The organism is Amycolatopsis suaedae (genome assembly GCF_004214935.1).
Classification (GTDB): domain Bacteria; phylum Actinomycetota; class Actinomycetes; order Mycobacteriales; family Pseudonocardiaceae; genus Amycolatopsis; species Amycolatopsis suaedae.
Window position 1 is genome coordinate 278,985 of the sequence record NZ_SFCC01000003.1, and the last position, 21,099, is coordinate 300,083.

Below are 21,099 nucleotides of genomic sequence, written 5' to 3' on the forward strand. Positions count from 1 at the left end.
CCTTTATGTCGCTGTCAGTGCCCGGGGAAGACGGACCGGTGTACGACCTGATCGGGGTGGGTTTCGGGCCATCGAACCTGGCCCTGGCGATCGCGTTGACGGAGCACAACGCCGCCGTGCCGCGAGTCGAGCCCGTCACGGCGCACTTCTTCGAGCAGCAGCCCCGCTTCGGCTGGCACCGCGGCATGCTCATCGAGGACGCGACGATGCAGGTTTCGTTCCTCAAGGACCTCGTCACCATGCGGAATCCGGCCAGCGAGTTCAGTTTCCTGTCCTATCTGCACGCCCGCGGCAGGCTGGTCGATTTCATCAACCACAAGAACCTGTTCCCGTTGCGGATCGAGTTCCACGACTACTTCGAATGGTCTGCCGCGAAGGTCGACGACCTGGTTTCCTACGGCAGCCAGGTAATCGGTGTCGAACCGGTCATTTCCGGCGACCATGTCGACTTCTTCGACGTCCGCGTCCGCACCGCCAACGGTGAGGAAACCGATTTCCGGGCCCGCAATCTCGCGATCGGCACCGGGCTGCGCCCGCAGCTGCCCGAGGGCGTGGTGCGCAGCGACCGGATCTGGCACAACCACGAGCTGCTGCACCGGGTGGACGGCCTGGCCGACCTCGACCCGGGCCGGTTCGTCGTCGTCGGTGCCGGGCAGAGCGCCGCCGAGGTGACCGCCTTCCTGCACGACCGGTTCCCCCGCGCCGAGGTCTGCTCGGTGTTCGCCCGCTACGGCTACAGCCCGTCCGACGACAGCTCGTTCGCCAACCGGATCTTCGACCCGGAGGCGGTCGACCACTTCTACACCGCGCCGGACGCCGTCAAGCAGCGGCTGCTCGGCTACCACGCCAACACCAACTACTCCGCCGTGGACATCGACCTGATCGACGAGCTGTACCGGCGGATGTACCGGGAGAAGGTCACCGGCGCCCAGCGGCTGCGGATGTTCAACGTCTCCCGGCCGCTGGAGGTCGTCGAGACCCCGGCCGGGGTGCGAACCACGATCGAGGAGCTGACCACGGGCGAGCGCACGGTGCTCGACGCCGACGTCGTGGTGTACGCGACGGGGTACCGGCCCGCCGACCCGCTGCCGGTGCTCGGCGAGCTGGGCCAGCGCTGTGCCCGCGACGGCCAGGGCAACGTGCTGGTGGAGCGGGACTACCGGCTGCGCACCGACGACAGGATCCGGGCCGGGATCTACCTGCAGGGCGGAACCGAGCACACGCACGGGATCACCTCCTCGCTGCTGTCCAACACGGCCGTCCGGGTCGGCGAGATCCTGGATTCCGTGGTGGCACGGCGGGCCACGCTGCCTGCGCCGGAGTACGCCGTCATCGGGGCCGGATCGCGGTGAGCGTCGAGTTCGTCAGCGAGTTCGTCGGCGACGAGCGCGAGGTACCCGAGCTGACCTGGCCCGCGGCGTTCGAACGCCAGGCCGCCACCACACCCGACGCGGTCGCCCTCGTCTGCGAGGACGAGGCGATCACCTACCGCGAACTGGACGCCGAGGCCAACCGCCTGGCGCGGCTGCTGGCCGCGAGGGGAGTGCGCGACGAGGACGTGGTCGCGGTCGCGCTGCCCCGCGAACCACGGCTGGTCGTCGCGTTGCTCGCGGTGATGAAGGCGGGCGCCGCCTACCTCCCGGTCGACCTGGACCACCCGGAGGAGCGGATCGCCTACCTGCTCACCGACGCGGGTGCCCGGCTCGTGTTGTCCACAGTGGACCAGCTGGCGGAGCTGCCCGCCGGGCACGACGTCCTGGCACTGGACGACCCGGACGTCCTGAACGAGCTGGCCGGGACTCCAGCCGCGCCGGTTGGCGGACCGGCGCGGCTGGACCGCGCGGCGTACGTGATCTACACGTCCGGGTCGACGGGCACGCCCAAGGGCGTCGTGCTGTCCCACGACGGCATCGGCAGCCTGATCGCCACCGCGACCGACCGCATCGGCATCGACGCGAACAGCCGCGTGGTGCAGTTCGCGTCGGTCGGCTTCGACGTGACCGTGTGGGACCTGGTGATGTCGCTGTGCGTGGGCGGCAGGGTGATCCTGGTGCCGTCGCACCGCCGGGTTCCCGGGCCCGAGCTGACCGACTACATCGCCGCCCACGGCGCCACCCACATGATCCTGCCGCCGTCGCTGGTGGCGGCCCTGCCGGCCGAGTGCGAGCTGCCCGAGGGCGCCGTGTTGATCGTGGGTACCGAGACCGTCCCGCCCGAACTGGTCGCCCGCTGGTCGCGGCGCCTGCGGGTGGTGGCCGCGTACGGCCTGACCGAGGCGACGGTGAACTCGACCCTGTGGCCTGCCGAACCCGGCTGGACCGGTCCGGTGCCGATCGGCAGGCCGGACCCGAACACCCGCTGCTACATCCTCGACGACGCGCTACGCCCGGTGCCCGTCGGCGAGGAGGGCGAGCTGTACGTCGGCGGCCGCGGTCTCGCCCGCGGTTACGTCGGGCGCGCGGCGCTGACCGCGGAACGGTTCGTCGCTGACCCGTTCGGGCGCCCCGGGGCACGCATGTACCGCACCGGCGACCGCGCCCGCTGGCGCGAGGACGGCAACATCGACTTCCTCGGCCGCAGCGACCACCAGGTCAAGATCCGCGGCCACCGCGTGGAGCCCGGCGAGATCGAGTCCGTGCTCGCCGCACACGAGGCGGTGGACCGCGTCGCCGTGGTCCCCCGGGAGGTCAAGCCGGGCGACCGCAGGCTGGTCGCCTACGTCGTGCCACACGCCGACCAGGCGCCTGCCAGGGACGAGCGGCGTGAGCGCGAGCAGGTCGGCCAGTGGAAGGGCCTGCACGAACTGCTCTACTCGGTCGCCGGCGGCGACCCGTTCGACGAGGACTTCTCCGGCTGGAACAGCACCTACGACGGCTCGGCCCTGCCACTGGACGACATGCGCGCGTGGCGTGCGGCGACCGTGGACCGCATCCGGGAGCTGAACCCCCGGCGGGTGCTGGAGATCGGTGTCGGCAGCGGCCTGATCCTGTCGCAGGTCGCCCCAGGCTGCGAGGCCTACTGGGGCCTGGACCTGTCCGAGGAGGTCATCGAACTCCTGGACAGCCGCATCGACGGCCTGCGCGACATCGTCACCCTGCGGGCCCAGCCCGCCCACGACTTCACCGGCCTGCCCGGCGGATTCTTCGACACCGTCGTGATCAACTCGGTCGCGCAGTACTTCCCGAGTGCCGACTACCTCGTCGACGTGCTGCGCCACGCACTCGACCTGCTGGCCCCCGGCGGTGCCGTGTTCCTCGGCGACGTCCGCAACCTGCGCCTGCTGCGGACGCTGCGGGCCGGGGTCGAGGCGGGACGGACCGGCGCGCGGGCCGCCGTCGACGCCGCCGTCGCCTGGGAGGGCGAACTCCTGCTGGACCCGGACTTCTTCGCGGGCCTTGGCTGGGACTTCGACCTGCGGCTCAAGCGGGCGGCCTACCACAACGAGCTGAGCCGCTACCGCTACGACGTCGTGCTGCGCAAGGCCGCGCCCGCGTCACGGCGGCAGCCGGAGGAACTGCGCTGGGGCACCGACGTCACCTCGCTCGACGACGTCCGGGACGCGCTGGCCCGCGGGCCGCTGCGGGTCACCGGCGTGCCCAACGCGCGGCTCACCGAGGACCTGCGTGCGCTGAGCCGGATCGACGGCGGCCCCGAGCCGGAGCCGGGCATCGACCCCGAGGCCATCGCGGCGATCGGCGAGGAACTCGGCCACGACGCCGCACTGACCTGGACCGCCTGCGCCACGGACGGCCGGTTCGACGTCGTGTTCGGTGCCGCCCCGCTGTACCGCCCCGCCGGCGAGCACCCTGTGGCCAACCGGCCCGCGCCGTTCCGTGACGTCACGGCCCTGATGAAGGCCCTGCGGGCCTACACCGAGGACCGGCTGCCCGCCTACCTGGTGCCCGCCGCGTTCGTCCCGCTGGCCGACCTGCCGGTCATGACCAACGGCAAGCTGGACCGGGCCGCGCTGCCCGCGCCCGACTTCGGCGCGCTGAGCACCGGCCGCCCGCCGCGTGACGCCAGGGAAAGCACGCTCTGCGACCTCTACGCCGAGGTGCTCGGCCTGGACACGGTCGGCATCGAGGACGACTTCTTCCTGCTCGGCGGCGACAGCATCACGTCGATCCGGCTGGTACTCGGCGCCGCGCGGCGCGGGCTGACTATCACGCCCCGCCAGGTGTTCGGGTTCCGCACACCTGAGCAGCTGGCCGCGGTCGCGCGGGAGAAGCAGGTCGACGAGCGGCCCGGCATCGCCGCGCTCGAACCGACCGCGGAGGAAGCCGCCCGGTTCGGCGACATCGAGGAGATCCTGCCGGTCACCCCGCTGCAGGAGGGATTCTTCTTCCACGCCAAGTTCGACCCCGAGGCCGGTGACGTCTACACGATCCAGGAGATCTTCGACCTGGACGGTCCCGTGGACGCGGCCGCGCTGCGGCAGGCCGCGCAGAACCTGCTCGACCGCCACTCCTCGCTGCGCTCGGGTTTCCTGCAACGCCAGGACGGTCAGGTCGTGCAGGTCGTCCGCGCACACGCCGAGGTCCCGTGGCGGGAGGGTGGCGAGGAACTGCTCGCCGAGGACCGCGCCCGGCCGTTCGACCTGGAGAACAGCACGCTGGTGCGGTTCGCCCTGGTCCGCGGGGAGCGGACGCGGCTGGCGATCACGTTCCACCACATCGTCGCCGACGGCTGGTCGGTCGTGGTCATGCTGCGCGAGCTGCTCGCCGGGCCGGGCGAGTCACCGCCCAGCTCCCGGCGTGACTACCTGAGCGTGCTCGCCCGCCGCGACCACGACGAGGCGCTGCGGGCCTGGGGCACCGCACTGGCCGGTGTGGACGGCCCCACCAGGCTGGTCGAATCCGGCCCGGCCGGGCCGATGCGTCCGGACAAGACCACGGCCGTACTGTCCGAACGCGACACCACCCGGCTGCGGAACCGGATCCAGGAACGCGGGCTGACGCTGGGCACCGTCCTGCACGGCGCGTGGGGCCTGCTGTTGGGCCACCTGACCGGGCAGCGTGACCTCACGTTCGGCAGCACCGTGTCCGGCCGTGGTGCGGAGGTCGCCGGTATCGAGTCGGCGGTCGGCCTGTTCATCAACACCGTCCCGCTGCGGCTGCGCTGGGCGCCGGGCGACACGTTCGCCGAGACCCTGCGCCGGCTGCAGGCCGAGCAGAGCGAGCTGCTCGACCACCAGCAGATCGGCCTGGCCGAGCTGCAGCGGCTGACCGGGATCCGCGACGAGCTGTTCGACACGCTGGTCGTGGTGGAGAACTACCCGCGGGACACCGAACTGCCGGTCACCGGCGTGGAGATCGTCGACGCCGTGCACTACCCGGTCGCGTTGATCGTCGCTACCGGGCGCCGCCTGGAGTTCAGCCTCAAGTACGACGCCGCCCGGGTGGACCCCGCGGACGCCGAGCTGCTGCTCGACCGCCTCCTGCGGCTGCTGGAGACGATGACCGCCGACCTCGGCTCCCTGGTCGGGCAGGCGCGGCTGCTGTCGGACGCGGAAATCGCCCGCATCGACGGCGGCAACGACACGGCGCACCCGGTACCCGCCGCGACGCTGGCCGCGTCGATCGCTGCGCAGGCCGCCAGGACACCGGACGCCGTCGCGGTCGTCGCCGAGGACGGCAGGCTCACCTACGCCGAGCTGGACGCCGCCGCGGACCGCCTCGCCCGCCGCCTGGCCGCGCGGGGCGCGGGGCCGGAACAGGTCGTCGCCGTCGCCGTGCCGCGCTCGGCCGGGCTGCTCGTCGCGTTGCTGGGCGTGCTCAAGTCCGGTGCCGCGTACCTGCCGCTGGACCTCGACTACCCGCCCGAGCGGATCGCGTTCATGCTCGCCGACTCCGGCGCCCGGCTGGCCGTGAGCCCTACCGACTTGCCCGGCGTGGAGAACCTCCGCGTCGACGGGGACGGCGCCGAGGCTGACGTGCGCCCGGCGGCGCCGGACAACGCGGCCTACCTGATCTACACCTCCGGCTCCACCGGCCGTCCGAAGGGCGTGGTGGTCACGCATCGCGCCATCGGCAACCGGCTGGCGTGGATGCAGCACGAGTACGGGCTCACCGGCGAGGACCGGGTGCTGCAGAAGACACCGTCCAGCTTCGACGTGTCGGTGTGGGAGTTCTTCTGGCCGCTGCTGCACGGCGCCGCAGTCGTGTTCGCCCGGCCGGACGGCCACCGCGACCCGGCCTACCTGGCCGAACTGGTCCGCCGCGAGCGGGTCACCACGCTGCACTTCGTCCCGGCCATGCTGGCCGGTTTCCTCGCCAGCGACGAGGTGACCGCGGACCCGGCGTGGGCGGCGAGCCTGCGCAGGGTGTTCGCCAGCGGCGAGGCACTCGGCGGCGACCTCGCGGCGCGGTGGCAGCAGCTCACCGGCGTGCCACTGCACAACCTCTACGGCCCGACCGAGGCGGCCGTCGACGTCACCTACTTCCCGTTCGAGGGCGCGGCCGACCCGACCGTCCCCATCGGACGTCCGGTGTGGAACACCCGCTGCCACGTGCTCGACGCCGCGCTGCGGCCGGTCCCCGACGGGGTGCCCGGCGAGCTGTACCTGGCCGGCGTGCAGCTTGCCCGCGGCTACCACGACCGGCCCGGGCTGACCGCGGAACGGTTCGTCGCCGACCCGTTCGGCGAACCGGGACAGCGCCTGTACCGCACCGGCGACCTGGTCCGCCGCCGCCCGGACGGCGTCCTGGAGTACCTGGGCCGCACCGACCGGCAGGTGAAGGTCCGCGGCAACCGGATCGAGCTGGGCGAGGTCGAGGCGGCGCTGGGCGCGCTGGACGGGGTCAGTCGGGCCGCCGCGGTCGTCCGCGACGGCGCGCTGGTCGGATACGTCGTGGCCGACCGGGACGTCGCCACTGCCGAACTGACGCTGCCCCAGGCGATGGTGCCGTCCGCGATCGTGGTGCTGGACGACCTGCCGCTCACCCCGAGCGGCAAGCTCGACGCCGCCGCGCTGCCCGCCCCGCACGCCGTCGCGGCGTCCGGCAGGGCGGCCGAGGGCGCGCGGGAGGTGCTGCTCGCCGAGATCTTCGCCGAGGTGCTGGGACTCGGCGAGGTCGGTGCCGAGGACGACTTCTTCCTGCTCGGCGGCGACAGCATCTCGTCGATCAGCGTGTCCAGCCGTGCCCGCCGGGCGGGACTGGCGGTCAGCCCGAGCGACGTGTTCACCCTGCGCACCCCTGCGGCGCTGGCGGCGCGGGCACGGCTGGTCGACGACAGCCGTGGCGGCGACCGTGAGCTGATCTCCGTCGACGCCGGGCAGGTGGTCAGCCCGGGGCCGGTGGCCGAGGTCTGGCCGCTGTCGCCGTTGCAGGAGGGGCTGTTCTTCCACGCCGGCTTCGACAGCGGATCGGACGTCTACACCGTCCAGGAGGCCATCGACCTCGACCGGGACCTGGACGCGGGCCGGCTGCGCGCGGCTGTCGCCGCGATGCTGGCCAGGCACACCGGACTGCGGGCCGGGTTCACCAGCGAGGGCCTGCCCGGGCCGGTCCAGTTCGTGCTCGCCGAGGCCGAGCCGCCGGTGTCCGAAGTGGACCTCTCGGACGCGCCCGAACGTCTCACCGAGCTGATGGCCGCCGACCGGGCGGAACCGTTCGACCTGGCCAGGCCGCCGCTGTTCCGGGTGATTCTGGTGCACCTCGGGCCGGGCAGGGCCCGGATCGTCCTGCACCGGCACCTGCTGCTGTGGGACGGCTGGTCGGCGTGGCAGTTCATCGAGCAGCTGCTCGCGCTCTACGAGACGCCGGACGCCGACCTCCCGGCGCCGGGCTCCTACCGCGACTACCTCGCGTGGCTGGCCGAGCAGGACACGGCCGAGGCCGCGGCCGCCTGGCGGAACGCACTGGCCGGCCTGGACGAGCCGACACTGGTCGGCCCGGTCCGGCAGGAGGCCGAACCCGCCCTGCCGACGGGCATCGACGTCCTGTTCACCGCCGAGGAGACCCGCGCACTGCGGGAGCAGGCCCGGCAGCACGGCCTCACTGTCAACAGCGTGCTGAACGCGGCCTGGGCGCTGGTGCTGTCCGGGCTGACCGGCAGGCAGGACGTCGTGTTCGGCGCCGCCGTCGCCGGGCGGGTGGCGGCCGTGCCGGACGTCGAGACGATCATCGGCCTGTTCCTCAACACCGTGCCGGTGCGGGTCACGTTCGACCCGGCGGAGTCCGTCCTGGACCTGCTGCGGCGGTTGCAGGCCGAGCGCATGGCACTCAACGACTACGAGTTCGCCGGGCTCGGCACGATCCAGGCCGAGTCGGGGCACCGGACGCTGTTCGACACGCTGTTCGTGCTGCGTGACGCCGACGGCGAGCAGCGCCTGGACGGGCTGCGCAGGCGGCACGGTGTGACGGCACTGGCCAACTTCGACGCCACCCACTATCCGCTGACCCTCGTGCTCACGCCCGGCGAGCGCATGCGGGCCACGCTGTCCTACCGGGACGACGTCGTCGACGCGGGCAGCGCGTTCGCCCTGCTGGACCGGTTCGCCGGGCTGGTGCGGGAAATGGTCGCTGACCCGGACGCGCCGGTGGGCACGCTCGGCGCGCCCACGGAGCAGCAGCGCAGGGAGCTGGAACGCGGCTGGTCGGGCCGCTCCGCCGAGCTGCCGAACGACACCGTCGCCGATTTCCTGGCGGCGCAGGCGGAACGCACGCCGGACGCGACGGCACTGGTGTTCGGGGCCGAGAAGCTCACCTACGCCCAGCTCGACGGCCGGATCAACCGCATGGCCCGGCTGCTGCGCGAACACGGCGTCGGCCCCGAGCAGGTCGTGGCCCTGGGCCTGCCCCGCTCCGCCGACATGGTGGTCGCGTTGTTCGCCGTGCTGCGTACCGGCGCGGCCTACCTGCCGCTGGAACTTGACTATCCGGCCGAGCGCCTCGCGGTGATGGTCGACGACGCCCGTCCGGCCTGTCTGGTCACCACCTCCGCGGCGGGACTGGACGTCGAGACCACCGCCACCCGGCTGGTACTGGACGAGCTGGACCTCGACCGTTACTCCGACGCCCCGCTCGTCGTTCCCGGCTTCGAACGGGACCGGCCGGGCAGGCTGGAACACGCCGCGTACGTGATCTACACGTCCGGCTCCACCGGGCGCCCCAAGGGCGTCGTCACGCCGTACCGCGGGCTGACCAACATGCAGCTCAACCACCAGGAGGCCATCTTCGGCCCCGCCGTGGCGAGCGCGGGCGGCAGGCGGCTGCGGATCGCGCACACCGTGTCGTTCGGCTTCGACATGTCGTGGGAGGAACTCCTGTGGCTGGTCGAAGGCCACGAGGTGCACGTCTGCGACGAGGAGCTGCGCCGCGACGCCGCCGCGCTCGCGTCCTACTGCGACACCCACCGCATCGACGTCGTCAACGTCACCCCGACCTACGCCCACCTGCTGTTCGAGGCCGGGTTGCTGGACGGGCACCGGCCGCCGCTGGTGCTGCTCGGCGGTGAGGCGGTGTCCGAGCAGGTGTGGTCGCGGCTGCGCGACACCGAGGGCACCTACGGCTACAACCTGTACGGCCCGACCGAGTACACGATCAACACCCTCGGCGGCGGCACCACCGACAGCGACACGTCCACCGTCGGCAGGCCGATCTGGAACACCAACACCTACATCCTGGACGCCTGGCTGCGGCCCGTGCCCGACGGCGTGGCAGGGGAGCTGTACATCGCGGGCACCGGCCTCGCCCGCGGTTACCTGGACCGCCCCGCGCTCACCGCGGACCGGTTCGTCGCTGACCCGTTCGGCGAGCCGGGCAGCCGCATGTACCGCACCGGCGACCTGGTGCGCAGGCGCCACGACGGCAACATCGACTTCCTCGGCCGCACCGACGACCAGGTCAAGATCCGTGGTTACCGGGTCGAGCTGGGGGAGATCGAGTCGGCACTGAGCCGTGATCCACGGGTCGCGCACGCCGCCGTCGTCGCGCAGGACGACCCGACCACACCCGGGGTGCGGCGGCTCGTCGGCTACGTCGTCCCGGCCCGGCTCACCGGCGCCGCCCGGAACGAGGCCGAGACCGAGCAGGTCGACCAGTGGCAGGAGGTCTACTCCGACGAGTACACCGAGATCCCGGTGGCGGTCTTCGAGGAGGACTTCGCGGGCTGGGACTCCAGCTACGACGGCGAACCCATCGACGTCGAGCACATGCGGGAGTGGCGCGAGGCCACCGTCGAGCGGATCCGTGAGCTGGCGCCCCGGCGGGTGCTGGAGATCGGCGTCGGCACCGGGTTGCTGCTCGGCAGGCTCGCACCGGAGGTGGAGGCCTACTGGGCCACCGACTTCGCCGCGCCGGTCATCGAGAAGCTGCGCACCGAGCTGGCCGCCGACCCGGAGCTGGCTTCCCGCGTCGAGCTGCGGTGTCAGCGGGCGGACGACCTGTCGGGGCTGCCCGAGGGCAGGTTCGACACGATCGTGATCAACTCGGTCGTCCAGTACTTCCCCAGCGCCGACTACCTGACCCACGTCATCGCGGGTGCCGTGCGGCTGCTCGCGCCCGGCGGGGCGTTGTTCGTCGGCGACGTCCGCAACCTGCGGCTGATCGAGGCGTTCCACACCGAGGTGCAGCTGGCCAAGGGCGTGTCGCCCGCGGCGCTGCGCGCGGCGGTCGACCGCGGCGTCGCCATGGAGAAGGAACTGCTGCTCGATCCGGACTACTTCGCCGCACTGGAGGACCGCCTGCCCGGCGTCCGGGTGGAGATCCGCACCAAGCGGGCGCGGTACCACAACGAGCTGAGCCGTTACCGCTACGACGTGGTGCTGCGGAAGAACCCGGCCGACGTCGTCGAGCTGGCCGGGCTTCCGCGCCGGGAGTGGCACGGTCAGCTGCGGGACGAGCTGGGCGAGGTCGACGCCGTGCGCGTCGGTCCCATCCCGGACGCGCGCCTCGGCCAGGGAGTCGAGCAGGAGGACCTGCACCGGCTGGGTGCCGAACTCGGCTATCGCGTCCACGTGACGTGGACCGACGGTGGCCTGGACGCCGTGTTCCTGCGGGACGACCGGCCCACCGGCGGGCTGTACCTGCCGGCGGGCTCGGTGCCGCTGGCCAACGACCCGTCCGCGGGGCGGGGCGCGGCGGCGCTGACGGCCGAGCTGCGGGCCGCGCTCGCGGAGAGCCTGCCCGACTACATGGTCCCGGCGGCGCTGGTCGTGCTGCGGGAGATTCCGTTGACCGCCAACGGAAAACTCGACGTCCGCGCGCTGCCCGATCCCGCGCCCGCCGTCGCGCTCACCGCGTCGCGGCCGCCGGAGACGCACGCCGAACGGGTGCTGTGCGGCCTGTTCGCGGAGTTGCTCGGCCTGCCGGAGGTCGGTGTCGACGACAACTTCTTCGACCTCGGCGGCCATTCGCTGCTGGCCACCAGGCTGATCAGCCGGGCCCGCACGGAACTGGGTGCCGAGCTGGCCATCCGGGACCTGTTCGACGCGCCGACCGTGGCCCGGCTGGCGCCGCGAACCGGTGGGCGGTCGGCGCGGCCGGTGCTCACCAGGGTGGACCGCCCGGCGCGGGTTCCGCTGTCGGCGGCCCAGAAACGGCTGCTGCTGCTCGCCGAGCTGGGCGGCGGCGCGGCCTACCACTTCCCGATGGTGGTCCGCCTGCGTGGCCGCCTCGACGTCGGCGCGCTGCGGGCCGCGGTCGACGACCTGCGGAAGCGGCACGAGGTGCTGCGCACGGTGTTCCCCGACATGGTCCAGCAACTGGTGGACGTGCCGCTGCCGGTCGAGGTCCGCGACCTCGCCGAGTCCGAACTGGACACGACGGTCACCGAACTGGTGCGGGCGCCGTTCGACCTGCGGACCGAGCCACCGCTGCGGGTCTGCGTGCTCCGGATCGGCGAGGCCGACCAGGTGCTCGCCGTCGTGCTGCACCACATCGCCACCGACGAGTGGTCCGACCGGCCGTTCCTCGCCGACCTGGCCACCGCCTACCGGGCCCGCGTCGCGGGCAGGGCTCCGGAGTGGACACCGCTGCCCGTCCAGTACGCGGACTACACGCTGTGGCAGCAACGGCTGCTCGACGGCGAGATCGGCGCGGAGCAGGAGGCGTTCTGGGCCAGGACGCTGGACGGGCTGCCCGAGGAGATCACGCTGCCCGCCGACCGGCCCCGGCCACCCCGGCCGACGGGTCAGGGCGGCAAGGTGCGTGCCGAGGTGCCGCGGGAGACCGTGCGGGCGCTGCGGGAGCTGGCGAACGAGTCCGGCGCCAGCATGTTCATGGTCGCGCACGCGGCCGTCGCGGCGCTGCTGTACCGGCTGGGCGCGGGCACCGACCTCCCGCTGGGCGCGCCGGTCGCCGGCCGCACCGACACCCGGCTGGACGACCTGGTCGGGTTCTTCGTCAACACCCTGGTGCTGCGCACCGACGTGAGCGGCGACCCGACGTTCCGCGGGTTGCTGGACCGGGTCCGGGAGACGGACTTCGCGGCGTTCGACAACCAGGACCTGCCGTTCGACCGCGTGGTGGAGACGCTCAACCCGCCCCGGTTGGCCGGGCGCAACCCACTGTTCCAGGTGATGGTGGCCTACCACCACCGGCCCGGCGGCGACCCCGAGGTGCTCGGGCTGCCCACGGAATGGCTGACCACCGACACCGGTGCCGCGCAGTTCGACCTCGCGTTCGTCGTCGTCGACCGGCCCGACACCGATCAGCTCTCGGTCGTGCTCAACTACGCCACCGACCTGTTCGACGACGCCACCGCCGAGTCGATGGCCGGACGGCTGGTCCGGCTGCTCGCCCAGGCGGGCGAAGAGCCGGCGCGGCCGGTCGCCGACCTCGACCTGCTGGAGGAGTCCGAACGCGACCGCGTGCTGGTGACGTTCAACGACACGGCACGACAGGTCCCGGAGCTGACGCTGCCCGAGCTGTTCGCGCGCAGGGTGGCGGCGGCACCGGACGCGGTGGCCGTCGCCGACCGGGCCCACTCGGTGACCTACGGCGGTCTCGACGCGCACGCCGAGGCCGTCGCCAGGCAGCTGGCCGCACGAGGGGCGCGGCCAGGTGACGTCGTCGGTATCGCCGTGCCGAAGTCGGCCGACCAGGTCGCCACCGTGCTCGGCGTCCTCAAGCTGGGTGCGGCCTACCTGCCGCTGGACCTGACGCACCCGGCGGACCGGATCGCGTTCATGATCGCCGACTCCGGCGCCCGGCTGGTGGTCGCCGAGGCGGGGCAGGCGCTGCCCGAGGTGTCCGGTGTGGACGTCGTGGTGCTCGACCGGCAGGCACCGGGCGGCCCGGTGTTCGGCGCGGGACCGGCGAAGCTGGACTCGCCCGCGTACGTCATCTACACGTCCGGGTCCACCGGGCGGCCGAAGGGCGTCGTGGTGCCACACGAGGGCATCGCCAGCCTCGCCGCGACGGCGATCGACCGCATGGGCGTCACCGAGGACAGCCGGGTGCTGCAGTTCGCGTCGGTCGGTTTCGACGTCACGGTGTTCGAGCTGACGATGGCGTTGTGTGTCGGCGGGCGGCTGGTCGTGGCACCCGACGACGTGCGCGTCGCCGGTCCCGAGCTGACCGGTTTCCTGGCCGAACGCGGGATCACCCACATGATCCTGCCGCCGTCGCTGGTCGCCGCCCTGCCCGAGGGCTGCGAACTGCCCGACGGCGCGACGATCCTGGTCGGCACCGAGGTCGTGCCACCCGCGGTCATCGACCGCTGGGCGCACCGGATGGACATGCTGGTCGCGTACGGACTGACCGAGGCCACGGTGAACTCCACGCTGTGGCTCGCCCGGCGGACCGACGGCGGCGGGGTGCCGATCGGTGTGCCGGACCCGAACACGACGGCGTACATCCTGGACGACCGGCTCCGTCCGGTGCCGCTGGGCGTCGCCGGTGAGCTGTACATCGGCGGCCGCGGGCTGGCGCTGGGTTACCTCGGGCGGCACGGGCTGACCGCGGAACGGTTCCTGCCCTGCCCGTTCGGGGAGCCCGGCTCGCGGATGTACCGCACCGGCGACCGGGCACGCTGGCGTGCCGACGGCAACATCGACTTCCTCGGCCGGGCCGACGAGCAGGTGAAGATCCGCGGGTTCCGGGTCGAGCCCGGCGAGGTCGCCGCGGCGCTGAGCAGTCATCCGGCCGTCGGGCAGGCCGCGGTGGTGGTGGACGAGACCGCGGGCGTGGCCAGGCTGGTCGGCTACGTCGTGCCGACCGGGCCGGTCGGCTCGCTGCGGGAGCACCTCGCGGAACTGTTGCCGGAGTACATGATCCCGGCGCTGATCGTCGAGCTGGACGGCCCGCTGCCGCTCACCCCGAACGGCAAGCTGGACCGGCGTGCCCTGCCCGCGCCCGACTGGACGGTGCTGACCGGCGACGACCGGCCGGCCACGCAGGAGCAGGCGGCGGTCGCCGCGCTGGTGGCCGACGTGCTCGGGCTGCCGGAAGTCGGTGTGCACGACAACTTCTTCGCGCTCGGCGGCCACTCCATGGCCTCGATGCGGCTGGTCGCCCGGATCTCCGCCGAACTGGGGACGCGGCTGAGCCTGCGGGACGTGTTCGACCATCCGACGGTCGCCGGGCTGGCCGCCCTGCTCGACCGGGGCGAGTCCGGCCGCTCGCCGCTGCGGCCCGCCGGGCCGCATCCGGACGTGTTGCCGCTCGCGCCCGTCCAGCGTCGCAGGTGGGACGAGTACCGCGCCGCGGGCAGGCCCGGCTACGACCTCGCGCTCGCGTTGCGCCGCGAGGAGGGCTTCGACGCCGCGGCGATGGCCGCCGCGGTGCGCGACGTGGTGGCCCGGCACCGGCCGCTGGCCTCGGTGATCGAGGAGCCGGGCGTCCAGCGGCTCGGCGCCGCCGAGGTGTTCGGCGAGGTGACCACCCCGGCGACCGTGGACGAGACGATGCGCCGGATCGTCGTGGACGGTGGCGACCTGGCCGTCGAGTCGCCGCTGAAGATCCGGCTGGTGACCGGTGTGGACGGTCAGGCGCTGCTGGTCACCGCGTACTACCTGGGTGTGGACGAGTGGTCGGTGGTGCCGTTGCTGCGTGACCTCGACCTCGCCTACACCGCGCGGCTGGCCGGTGCGGCGCCGGGGTTCCCGGAGTTGCCGGTCGGCTACGCCGACTACACCCGGTGGGCCGCGGACCTTCGCACCGACCGGCAGCTGGAATACTGGGCGGGGGTTCTGCGGGGCGTCCCGGCCGAGCTGGCCCTGCCGTTCGACCGCCCGCGCCCCGCCGAGCCGACGCGGCGCGGGGACTTCGTGGAGTTCACCCTGGACTCGCGCCTGCACCGGGCCGTCGACGAGCTGGCCCGGGCGACCGGGACGAGCATGTTCATGGTGGTGCAGGCCGCGTTCGCCACCCTGCTCACGCGGCTGGGCGCGGGCACGGACGTGCCGCTGGGCGCGATCATCGCCGGGCGGTCCGAGCAGCAGTTGGCCGACCTCGTCGGCTGCTTCTCCAACACCGTGATCCTGCGGACGGACACCAGCGGCGGGCCCGGCTTCACCGAGCTGCTGGCGCGGGTGCGGGAGACCGACCTCGGCGCGTTCGACAACCAGGACGTCCCGTTCGACGAGGTGCTGGCCCGCGTGCCGGCGTGGAGCGGCACGGCCGTCCCGCGTCCGCAGGTGCTGCTGGTGCACCACGAGGAGGCAGGCGTCGAGGCGGACATGGAGTCGGTCCACCTCGGCACCGCGGACGCCGACCTGTCGCTCAGCTTCTTCGAGCCGCGCGACGACGCCCCGGTCGCCTGCTACCTGCGCTTCGCCACCGACCTGTTCGACCGGGCCACGGTCGAGCGCATGGCCGAGTCCTTTGTGGACATCCTGACGACGGCTACCGATGAGGAGAATCGATGAGCAACCCGTTCGACGACGCCGACGGCACGTTCCTGGTGCTGGTCAACGACGAGGGTCAGCACAGCCTGTGGCCCGAGTTCGCCGCCGTGCCCGCCGGGTGGACGACCGTGTTCGGCCCCTGCCCGAAGCAGGAGTGCCTCGACTACGTCGAGGCCAACTGGACCGACCTGCGCCCCCGCAGCCTGGTCGAGTCCATGGGCGAGTAGCCCCCGCCCGCGCCTGGCCTGATGTGCTGTGTGCCCCCAATGTGGCATTGGGGGAGTTCAAGTTCCCCAATGCCACATTGGGGGAGGTTGCTGGGTCTCTTTCGTGGTGGCGGCTGTGTCTGTTGGGCCGGATGTGACTGGTGAGGCTGCCGCGCCGGGGTGGGGAGTTCGTGAAGGCCACCTTCATCACATGAGACGACAGAAACTCGGCCTTCACACTGTCCGGCCCGGCAGGCCCGCGCGAGCGGCCCGTTCGGCCACCCGAGAACAGGGCTCGTCTCGTGATCTGGAACCGGCAGGCCGGATAGTGGGATCAGGCGGGCGGGAACGTGCAACTCGGGGGTCCGGAATGGACGACTCGCGGGTCGGCAAGGGAGGACTCGCGCGAGCGGGCCGTTCACGCGGGTGACCGGCACCAGGTGAGAAGACGGCAAAGGCGGGCCGCCCCCAGGTCAGCCCGCCTTTGCCAGGTCCGGTCAGGACACGGGCTTGACCTCGGTGGCCGGGTTGCCGTCGACCGCGGCGCTCAGCTGCGGCACCAGCTTGTCCAGCAGCCACGGGATGGACAGCGGCGAGGCGAACGAGATCGCCGAGCCGTAGTCGCTGCCCTCCTCGATCAGGATCTCCCGCTTCTCCTTCGCCACCCGCATGCCGCTGTACAGCGCGTCCTTGGCGAGGATCGCCTGTCCCTCCGCGACGGACGACACCTGCCACACCATGGCGTCGACGTTGAGCAGGTCGGTCCGTTCCGGGCTGATGTTGGCGCCGAACTTGTCACCCATCGCGGCGTCCAGGTTGGCGGGCATGGTGAAGCCCAGCGCGGCGAGAAGCCGGTTGCGCGGGTCGGAGCCGCCGAACACGAAGTAGCCCTGGTAGGTCGTGGCCATCAGGCCGGTCTTGCCCGCGAACTCGGGGTGCTGCTGCTTGACCTGGGTGAGCTTGCCCTCGACCTCGCCGACGAGGCGCTCACCTGCCGCGGGACGGCCGACGGCCCTGGCGATCGTCCGGGTGCTGTCCTGCCAGTTGATGCCGTAGTCCGGCACGCCCTTGGGCTGCGCCACGACCGGGGCGATCTCGGACAGCTTGCGGAACTGGTCCTCGGTGAGCCCGGCGTACTGCGCCACGATGAGGTCCGGGTCGAGCTGGGCGATCTTCTCCATCGGCGGGCCGTCGGTGGCCTCCAGGACCTCCGGCAACGGTGCGCCGTTCAGCTTCGGCGTGGCCCACGGCCCGATCTCGCCGGGGTGCTTGCCGAGCCACTTCGTGGTGGCGATCGGCACGATTCCCAGCGCCAGCAGGACATCCTGGTCGGTGTAGCCGTAGGCGAGTACTCGCTTGGGCTCCTCGGTGATCTGCGTGGTGCCGAACTTGTGCTCCACCGTGGCCGGCAACGCGTTCGGCTCCACCGGTGCGGCGACCGGGCCCGGGGCGCCGGCCGGCGCCTGCTCGGGTTCGTTCCCGCAGGCGGCGAGTGTGCCGAGGGCGAGCAGGCCGGCGGCCACGAACGTGGTCAGCCTGGTCCGGCGGTTCAGCGGGGGCATCGGGGGTCCTCACGGTCGGAAACAGACAGGGCAACTCAGGTTTGCCTAACCAAAGTCACACGTCAAGACTTCGTGGCCGGTGTCCCACCGTTAGTTCTTCACGTGAACGTCACGCACGCTGACCGGACCAGGCCGACCACAGCGACGCGTAGCGGCCACCCGCGGCGACCAGGTCGGCGTGCGTGCCGGTCTCGACGACGCGGCCACCGTCCAGGACGATCACCCGGTCCGCAGCCGCGGCCTGGGTGAGCCGGTGCGCGACCACCAGCGCCGTCCGCCCGGCCAGCGCCGCCCGCGCCGACGCCTCCAGCGCCCGCGCCCCGGCACTGCCCGCCTCGGCCGTCGCCTCGTCCAGGATGGCGATCGGCGGGTCGGCCAGCACCAGCCTGGCCAGCGCCAGCTGCTGTGCCTGCGTGACGGTGAGCCGGTGCCCACCCTCGCCGACCACAGTGGACAGACCGTCCGGCAGGGCGCGGACCCACTCCGTCGCGCCGACGGCGTCCAGTGCCGCGGTCAGCTCCTCGTCGGTCGCCTCCGGCCGGGCCAGGCGCAGATCGCCGGCCAGCGGGCCGGCGAACACGTGCACCTCCTGGCTCACCAGCGCGACCGTCCGCCGCACCCGCTCCGGCCCCAGCTCGGTCAGGTCGACCCCGCCCAGCGTGATCGAACCCGTGCCGGGCGGGTGGATTCCGGCGATCAGCTTGGCCAGCGTCGTCTTGCCCGCGCCACTGGCACCCACCAGCGCGACCCGTTCGCCGGTGCCGATGTCCACGTTCACCTCGTGCAGCACCGGATGCCCGCTCACGTAGGCGTGCGAGACACCGGCGACCTTCACCGAGGCGTCGACCGCCGTGCTGCCCCGGTCCGACTCCGGCGCGGCCGGCAGGTCGACGACGCCGACCAGCCGGGCCAGGCTCGCTGCCGCCGACTGCGCGTCGTCCACCAGCGACAGTGCCGCCGTGATCGGGTTGAACAGGCTGTGGAAGTACAGCGCCGCCGCGGTCGCCGTGCCGATCGACACCAGGTCGCCGCGCACCAGGAAGAACCCTGCCAGCAGGACCGCCGACAGCCCGATGAACTCCGCGTAGTTCAGCCGCGCGAAGAACCGCGTCACCAGCCGGATCCCGCGAAGGGAAAGAGAAACGGCCTCGCCGGACCGGCGTTCGACCCTGCCGACGTGCGTCGCGCCGATGCCGAACGCCCGCACCGTCCGCGCGCCGCCGACGGTGTCCAGCAGCTGCTGCTGTTGCGCGCCGACCGCCACCCGCTGGCTCGCGTACAGCGGGATCGCCCGGCGCACGTACCAGCGCAGGGCCACCACCTGGACCGGCGCGGCCAGCAGCGCGGCCAGCAGGAACCGCCAGTCCAGCACCGCCAGCGCGGCGAACGTGAGCACGATCGTCAGCACCGAGCGGAGCAGGTTCGGCAGTGCCTCCCGGACCGCCCGCGCCACCACCGACACGTCGTTGGTCACCCGCGACGTCAGGTCACCCGAGCCCGCCGCCTCCACTTCGGCCAGCGGCAGGTTCAGTGCCCGCTCGACGAACCGTTCCCGCAGCGTGGCCAGCATGGTCTCGCCCAGCCGCGACACCATGCTCGTCCCGATCGCCGTCGCCACGCCCTGCACGATGCCGACCACGACCAGCGCCACCACCGGGGTCACCAGCGCGGCCGGTGGCCGCCCGCCCGCGACCAGGTCGACCAGGTGGCCGAGCAGCGGCGCGACGGCCAGGCCGACCGCCGTCGCGGCGAGCAGCGTCGACGCCGTGGTGATCGCCCGCAAGCGCTGCTCGCGCAGCAGCTCGCCGGCCACGGCCCAGGCCCGCCGGTTCGACGCGACGGGCAGCAGGTGCTCGCTCACGCCAGCACCACCTCCCGGTAGGCGGGCCGGTCCCGTACCAGCTCGGCGTGTGTCCCGCTCGCGGTCACCCTGCCGTTCTCGATCAGGATCACCCGGTCGGCCGCCGTCAGCAGCGCTGGGCTGGTCGTGACCAGCACCGTCGTGCGGCCGGCGCGGACATCGCGGAGCCTGCCCGCGATGGCGGCCTCGGTAACCGTGTCGACCGCCGTCGTCGGCTCGTGGACGACCAGCACCGGCGCCCCGGCGGCCAGTGCCCTCGCCAGCGCGACCCGCTGCCGCTGTCCGCCGGACAGCGACCGGCCGCGTTCGGACAGTTCGGTGTGCACGCCGTCGGGCAGCGCACCGGCGACCTCGTCCGCCGCCGCCGCGACCATCGCGTGGTCCGCCGCGGCCCCGACGTTGTCGAGCAGCGTGCCGGAGAACAGGTCCGCGTCGTGGGCGGCGACCAGCACTGCCTCCCGGTACGCCGCGATGTCCATTGTGGACACGTCGGCGCCGTCGAGGGACACCGAACCCGCCGCGGGCTCGGCTTCGCGGGCCAGGCAGTCCAGCAGGGCGGTGGCGGTGGCCGGGTCCGGTGTCACCACCCCGACCACCTCGCCCGCCGCCACCGTGAGGTCGACGCCGTCGAGCGTGCCGTGCCGCAGGCCGGACACCGCCAGCGAGCTGGCGACCGGCCGGGCGGGCCGTCCGGTGCCGGAGGCGACCGCCGGCTCCGCGGCCAGGACGGTGGCCACCCGCGCGGCCGAAGCCCGGGCCTGGGCGAGGTCGCCGTTGGCCCAGCCGAGCACCCGCAGCGGTCCCAGCAGGAACTGCGCCAGCCCGACGGCGGTGACCAGGTTGCCGATGGTGATCTGACCGTTCATCGCGAGGTTGCCGCCGACCAGCGCGACGACGGCGATGAACAGCCCGGTGAGCGCGAGCACCGCGCCGTCGTGCCAGGCGTGCGCGCGGGCGGCCCGCAGGGTGGCGCGCAGCGAGTCCTGGCTCGTGGTGCGGTAACGCCGGACCGCGGCGGGCTCGGCGCCGATGCCCTTGAGCACCCGGAGCCCGCTCACCAGGTCGGCGGCGACCCCGGACGCGTGCGCGGCCCGTTCCTGCTCGGCTCCGCTGCGGCGTTCGATCGGCTTACCGATGAGGTGGCCCAGCCAGAGCAGCGGCGGCACCCCGAGCAGCACGAGCGCCCCCAGCGGCAGCGACATGGTGAGCAACACCACCGCGCTGACCACGATGCCGCCCACCGCGGCGATCCCGAACGGGATCACGCCGTTGAGCCAGCCGACCCGCTTGGCGTCCTCGCCCGCGATGTTGACCAGTTCGCCGGGCAGGTGACCGGCCTCGGCGCCGCCCCGGGGATCGAGGATGCGCTCGGTGAGCCGCAGCCGCAGCCCGTGGGCGGCCCGCTCGGAGGCCGTCTCCGCGGCCCGCAGCCCGAAGCGGAAGCTGTTGGACAGGGCGACGAACAGCCCGGCCAGGATCCCGAGCCAGAGCAGCAGGTCGCCGAGGGACCCGGTGGCGACAGCCGAGTCGACCACCACGCCGATGACCACGGGCACGAGCGCCTCGCAGCCCTGATGACTCGCCGCCAGCACGGAGGCCAGTACGAGGTGCTTTCGCTGGCCGGTGATGGCGTCCCGCATTACGTCCCGGCCGCTCATGGAAGGTAAGGCTACCCTA

The 21,099-nt window shown here is 72.9% G+C and carries 6 protein-coding genes; 3 read left to right on the forward strand and 3 right to left on the reverse strand.

Annotated features, from left to right (window positions below; translation table 11 throughout):
* Positions 1-5 precede the first annotated feature (5 nt).
* Genes EWH70_RS07330 through EWH70_RS07340 form a run of 3 tightly spaced genes read left to right on the forward strand, consistent with a single transcriptional unit; the run spans position 6 to position 16,020 of the window.
* Positions 6-1,352: a lysine N(6)-hydroxylase/L-ornithine N(5)-oxygenase family protein gene (locus EWH70_RS07330; RefSeq protein ID WP_130474496.1), complete on the forward strand. Its 1,347-nt coding sequence runs from the start codon at positions 6-8 to the stop codon at positions 1,350-1,352.
* The gene (locus tag EWH70_RS07335) at positions 1,349-15,814 is read left to right on the forward strand and encodes a non-ribosomal peptide synthetase (RefSeq protein WP_240686850.1); all 14,466 of its coding nucleotides are present in this window, start codon (positions 1,349-1,351) and stop codon (positions 15,812-15,814) included. The genes EWH70_RS07330 and EWH70_RS07335 overlap by 4 nt, the downstream gene beginning before the upstream one ends.
* Complete coding sequence (locus tag EWH70_RS07340) at positions 15,811-16,020, forward strand: MbtH family protein (protein WP_130474498.1); 210 nt, start codon at positions 15,811-15,813, stop codon at positions 16,018-16,020. The genes EWH70_RS07335 and EWH70_RS07340 overlap by 4 nt, the downstream gene beginning before the upstream one ends.
* A 476-nt stretch (positions 16,021-16,496) precedes the next feature.
* Here the strand turns inward: EWH70_RS07340 and EWH70_RS07345 are convergent, their stop codons facing one another.
* The 3 genes from EWH70_RS07345 to EWH70_RS07355 all read right to left on the reverse strand — a co-directional run bounded on the left by EWH70_RS07345 (position 16,497) and on the right by EWH70_RS07355 (position 21,080).
* The gene (locus EWH70_RS07345) at positions 16,497-17,561 is read right to left on the reverse strand and encodes an ABC transporter substrate-binding protein (RefSeq protein WP_130474499.1); all 1,065 of its coding nucleotides are present in this window, start codon (positions 17,559-17,561) and stop codon (positions 16,497-16,499) included.
* Between the two features lie 109 nt (positions 17,562-17,670).
* On the reverse strand, positions 17,671-19,422 hold the full coding sequence (locus EWH70_RS07350; protein WP_130474500.1) for an ABC transporter ATP-binding protein: 1,752 nt from the start codon (positions 19,420-19,422) through the stop codon (positions 17,671-17,673).
* Positions 19,419-21,080 carry an ABC transporter ATP-binding protein gene (locus EWH70_RS07355; protein ID WP_130474501.1) on the reverse strand — a complete coding sequence of 554 codons (1,662 nt, stop codon included), beginning with the start codon at positions 21,078-21,080 and terminating at the stop codon, positions 19,419-19,421. The genes EWH70_RS07350 and EWH70_RS07355 overlap by 4 nt, the downstream gene beginning before the upstream one ends.
* Between the last annotated feature and the right edge of the window lie 19 nt (positions 21,081-21,099).

Excerpts from the sequence above, each read along its gene's own strand:
- EWH70_RS07345 (WP_130474499.1), bottom strand. The coding sequence starts at position 17,561 with ATGCCCCCGCTGAACCGCCGGACCAGGCTGACCACGTTCGTGGCCGCC.
- EWH70_RS07340 (WP_130474498.1), top strand. The coding sequence starts at position 15,811 with ATGAGCAACCCGTTCGACGACGCCGACGGCACGTTCCTGGTGCTGGTC.
- EWH70_RS07330 (WP_130474496.1), top strand. The coding sequence starts at position 6 with ATGTCGCTGTCAGTGCCCGGGGAAGACGGACCGGTGTACGACCTGATC.
- EWH70_RS07355 (WP_130474501.1), bottom strand. The coding sequence starts at position 21,080 with ATGAGCGGCCGGGACGTAATGCGGGACGCCATCACCGGCCAGCGAAAG.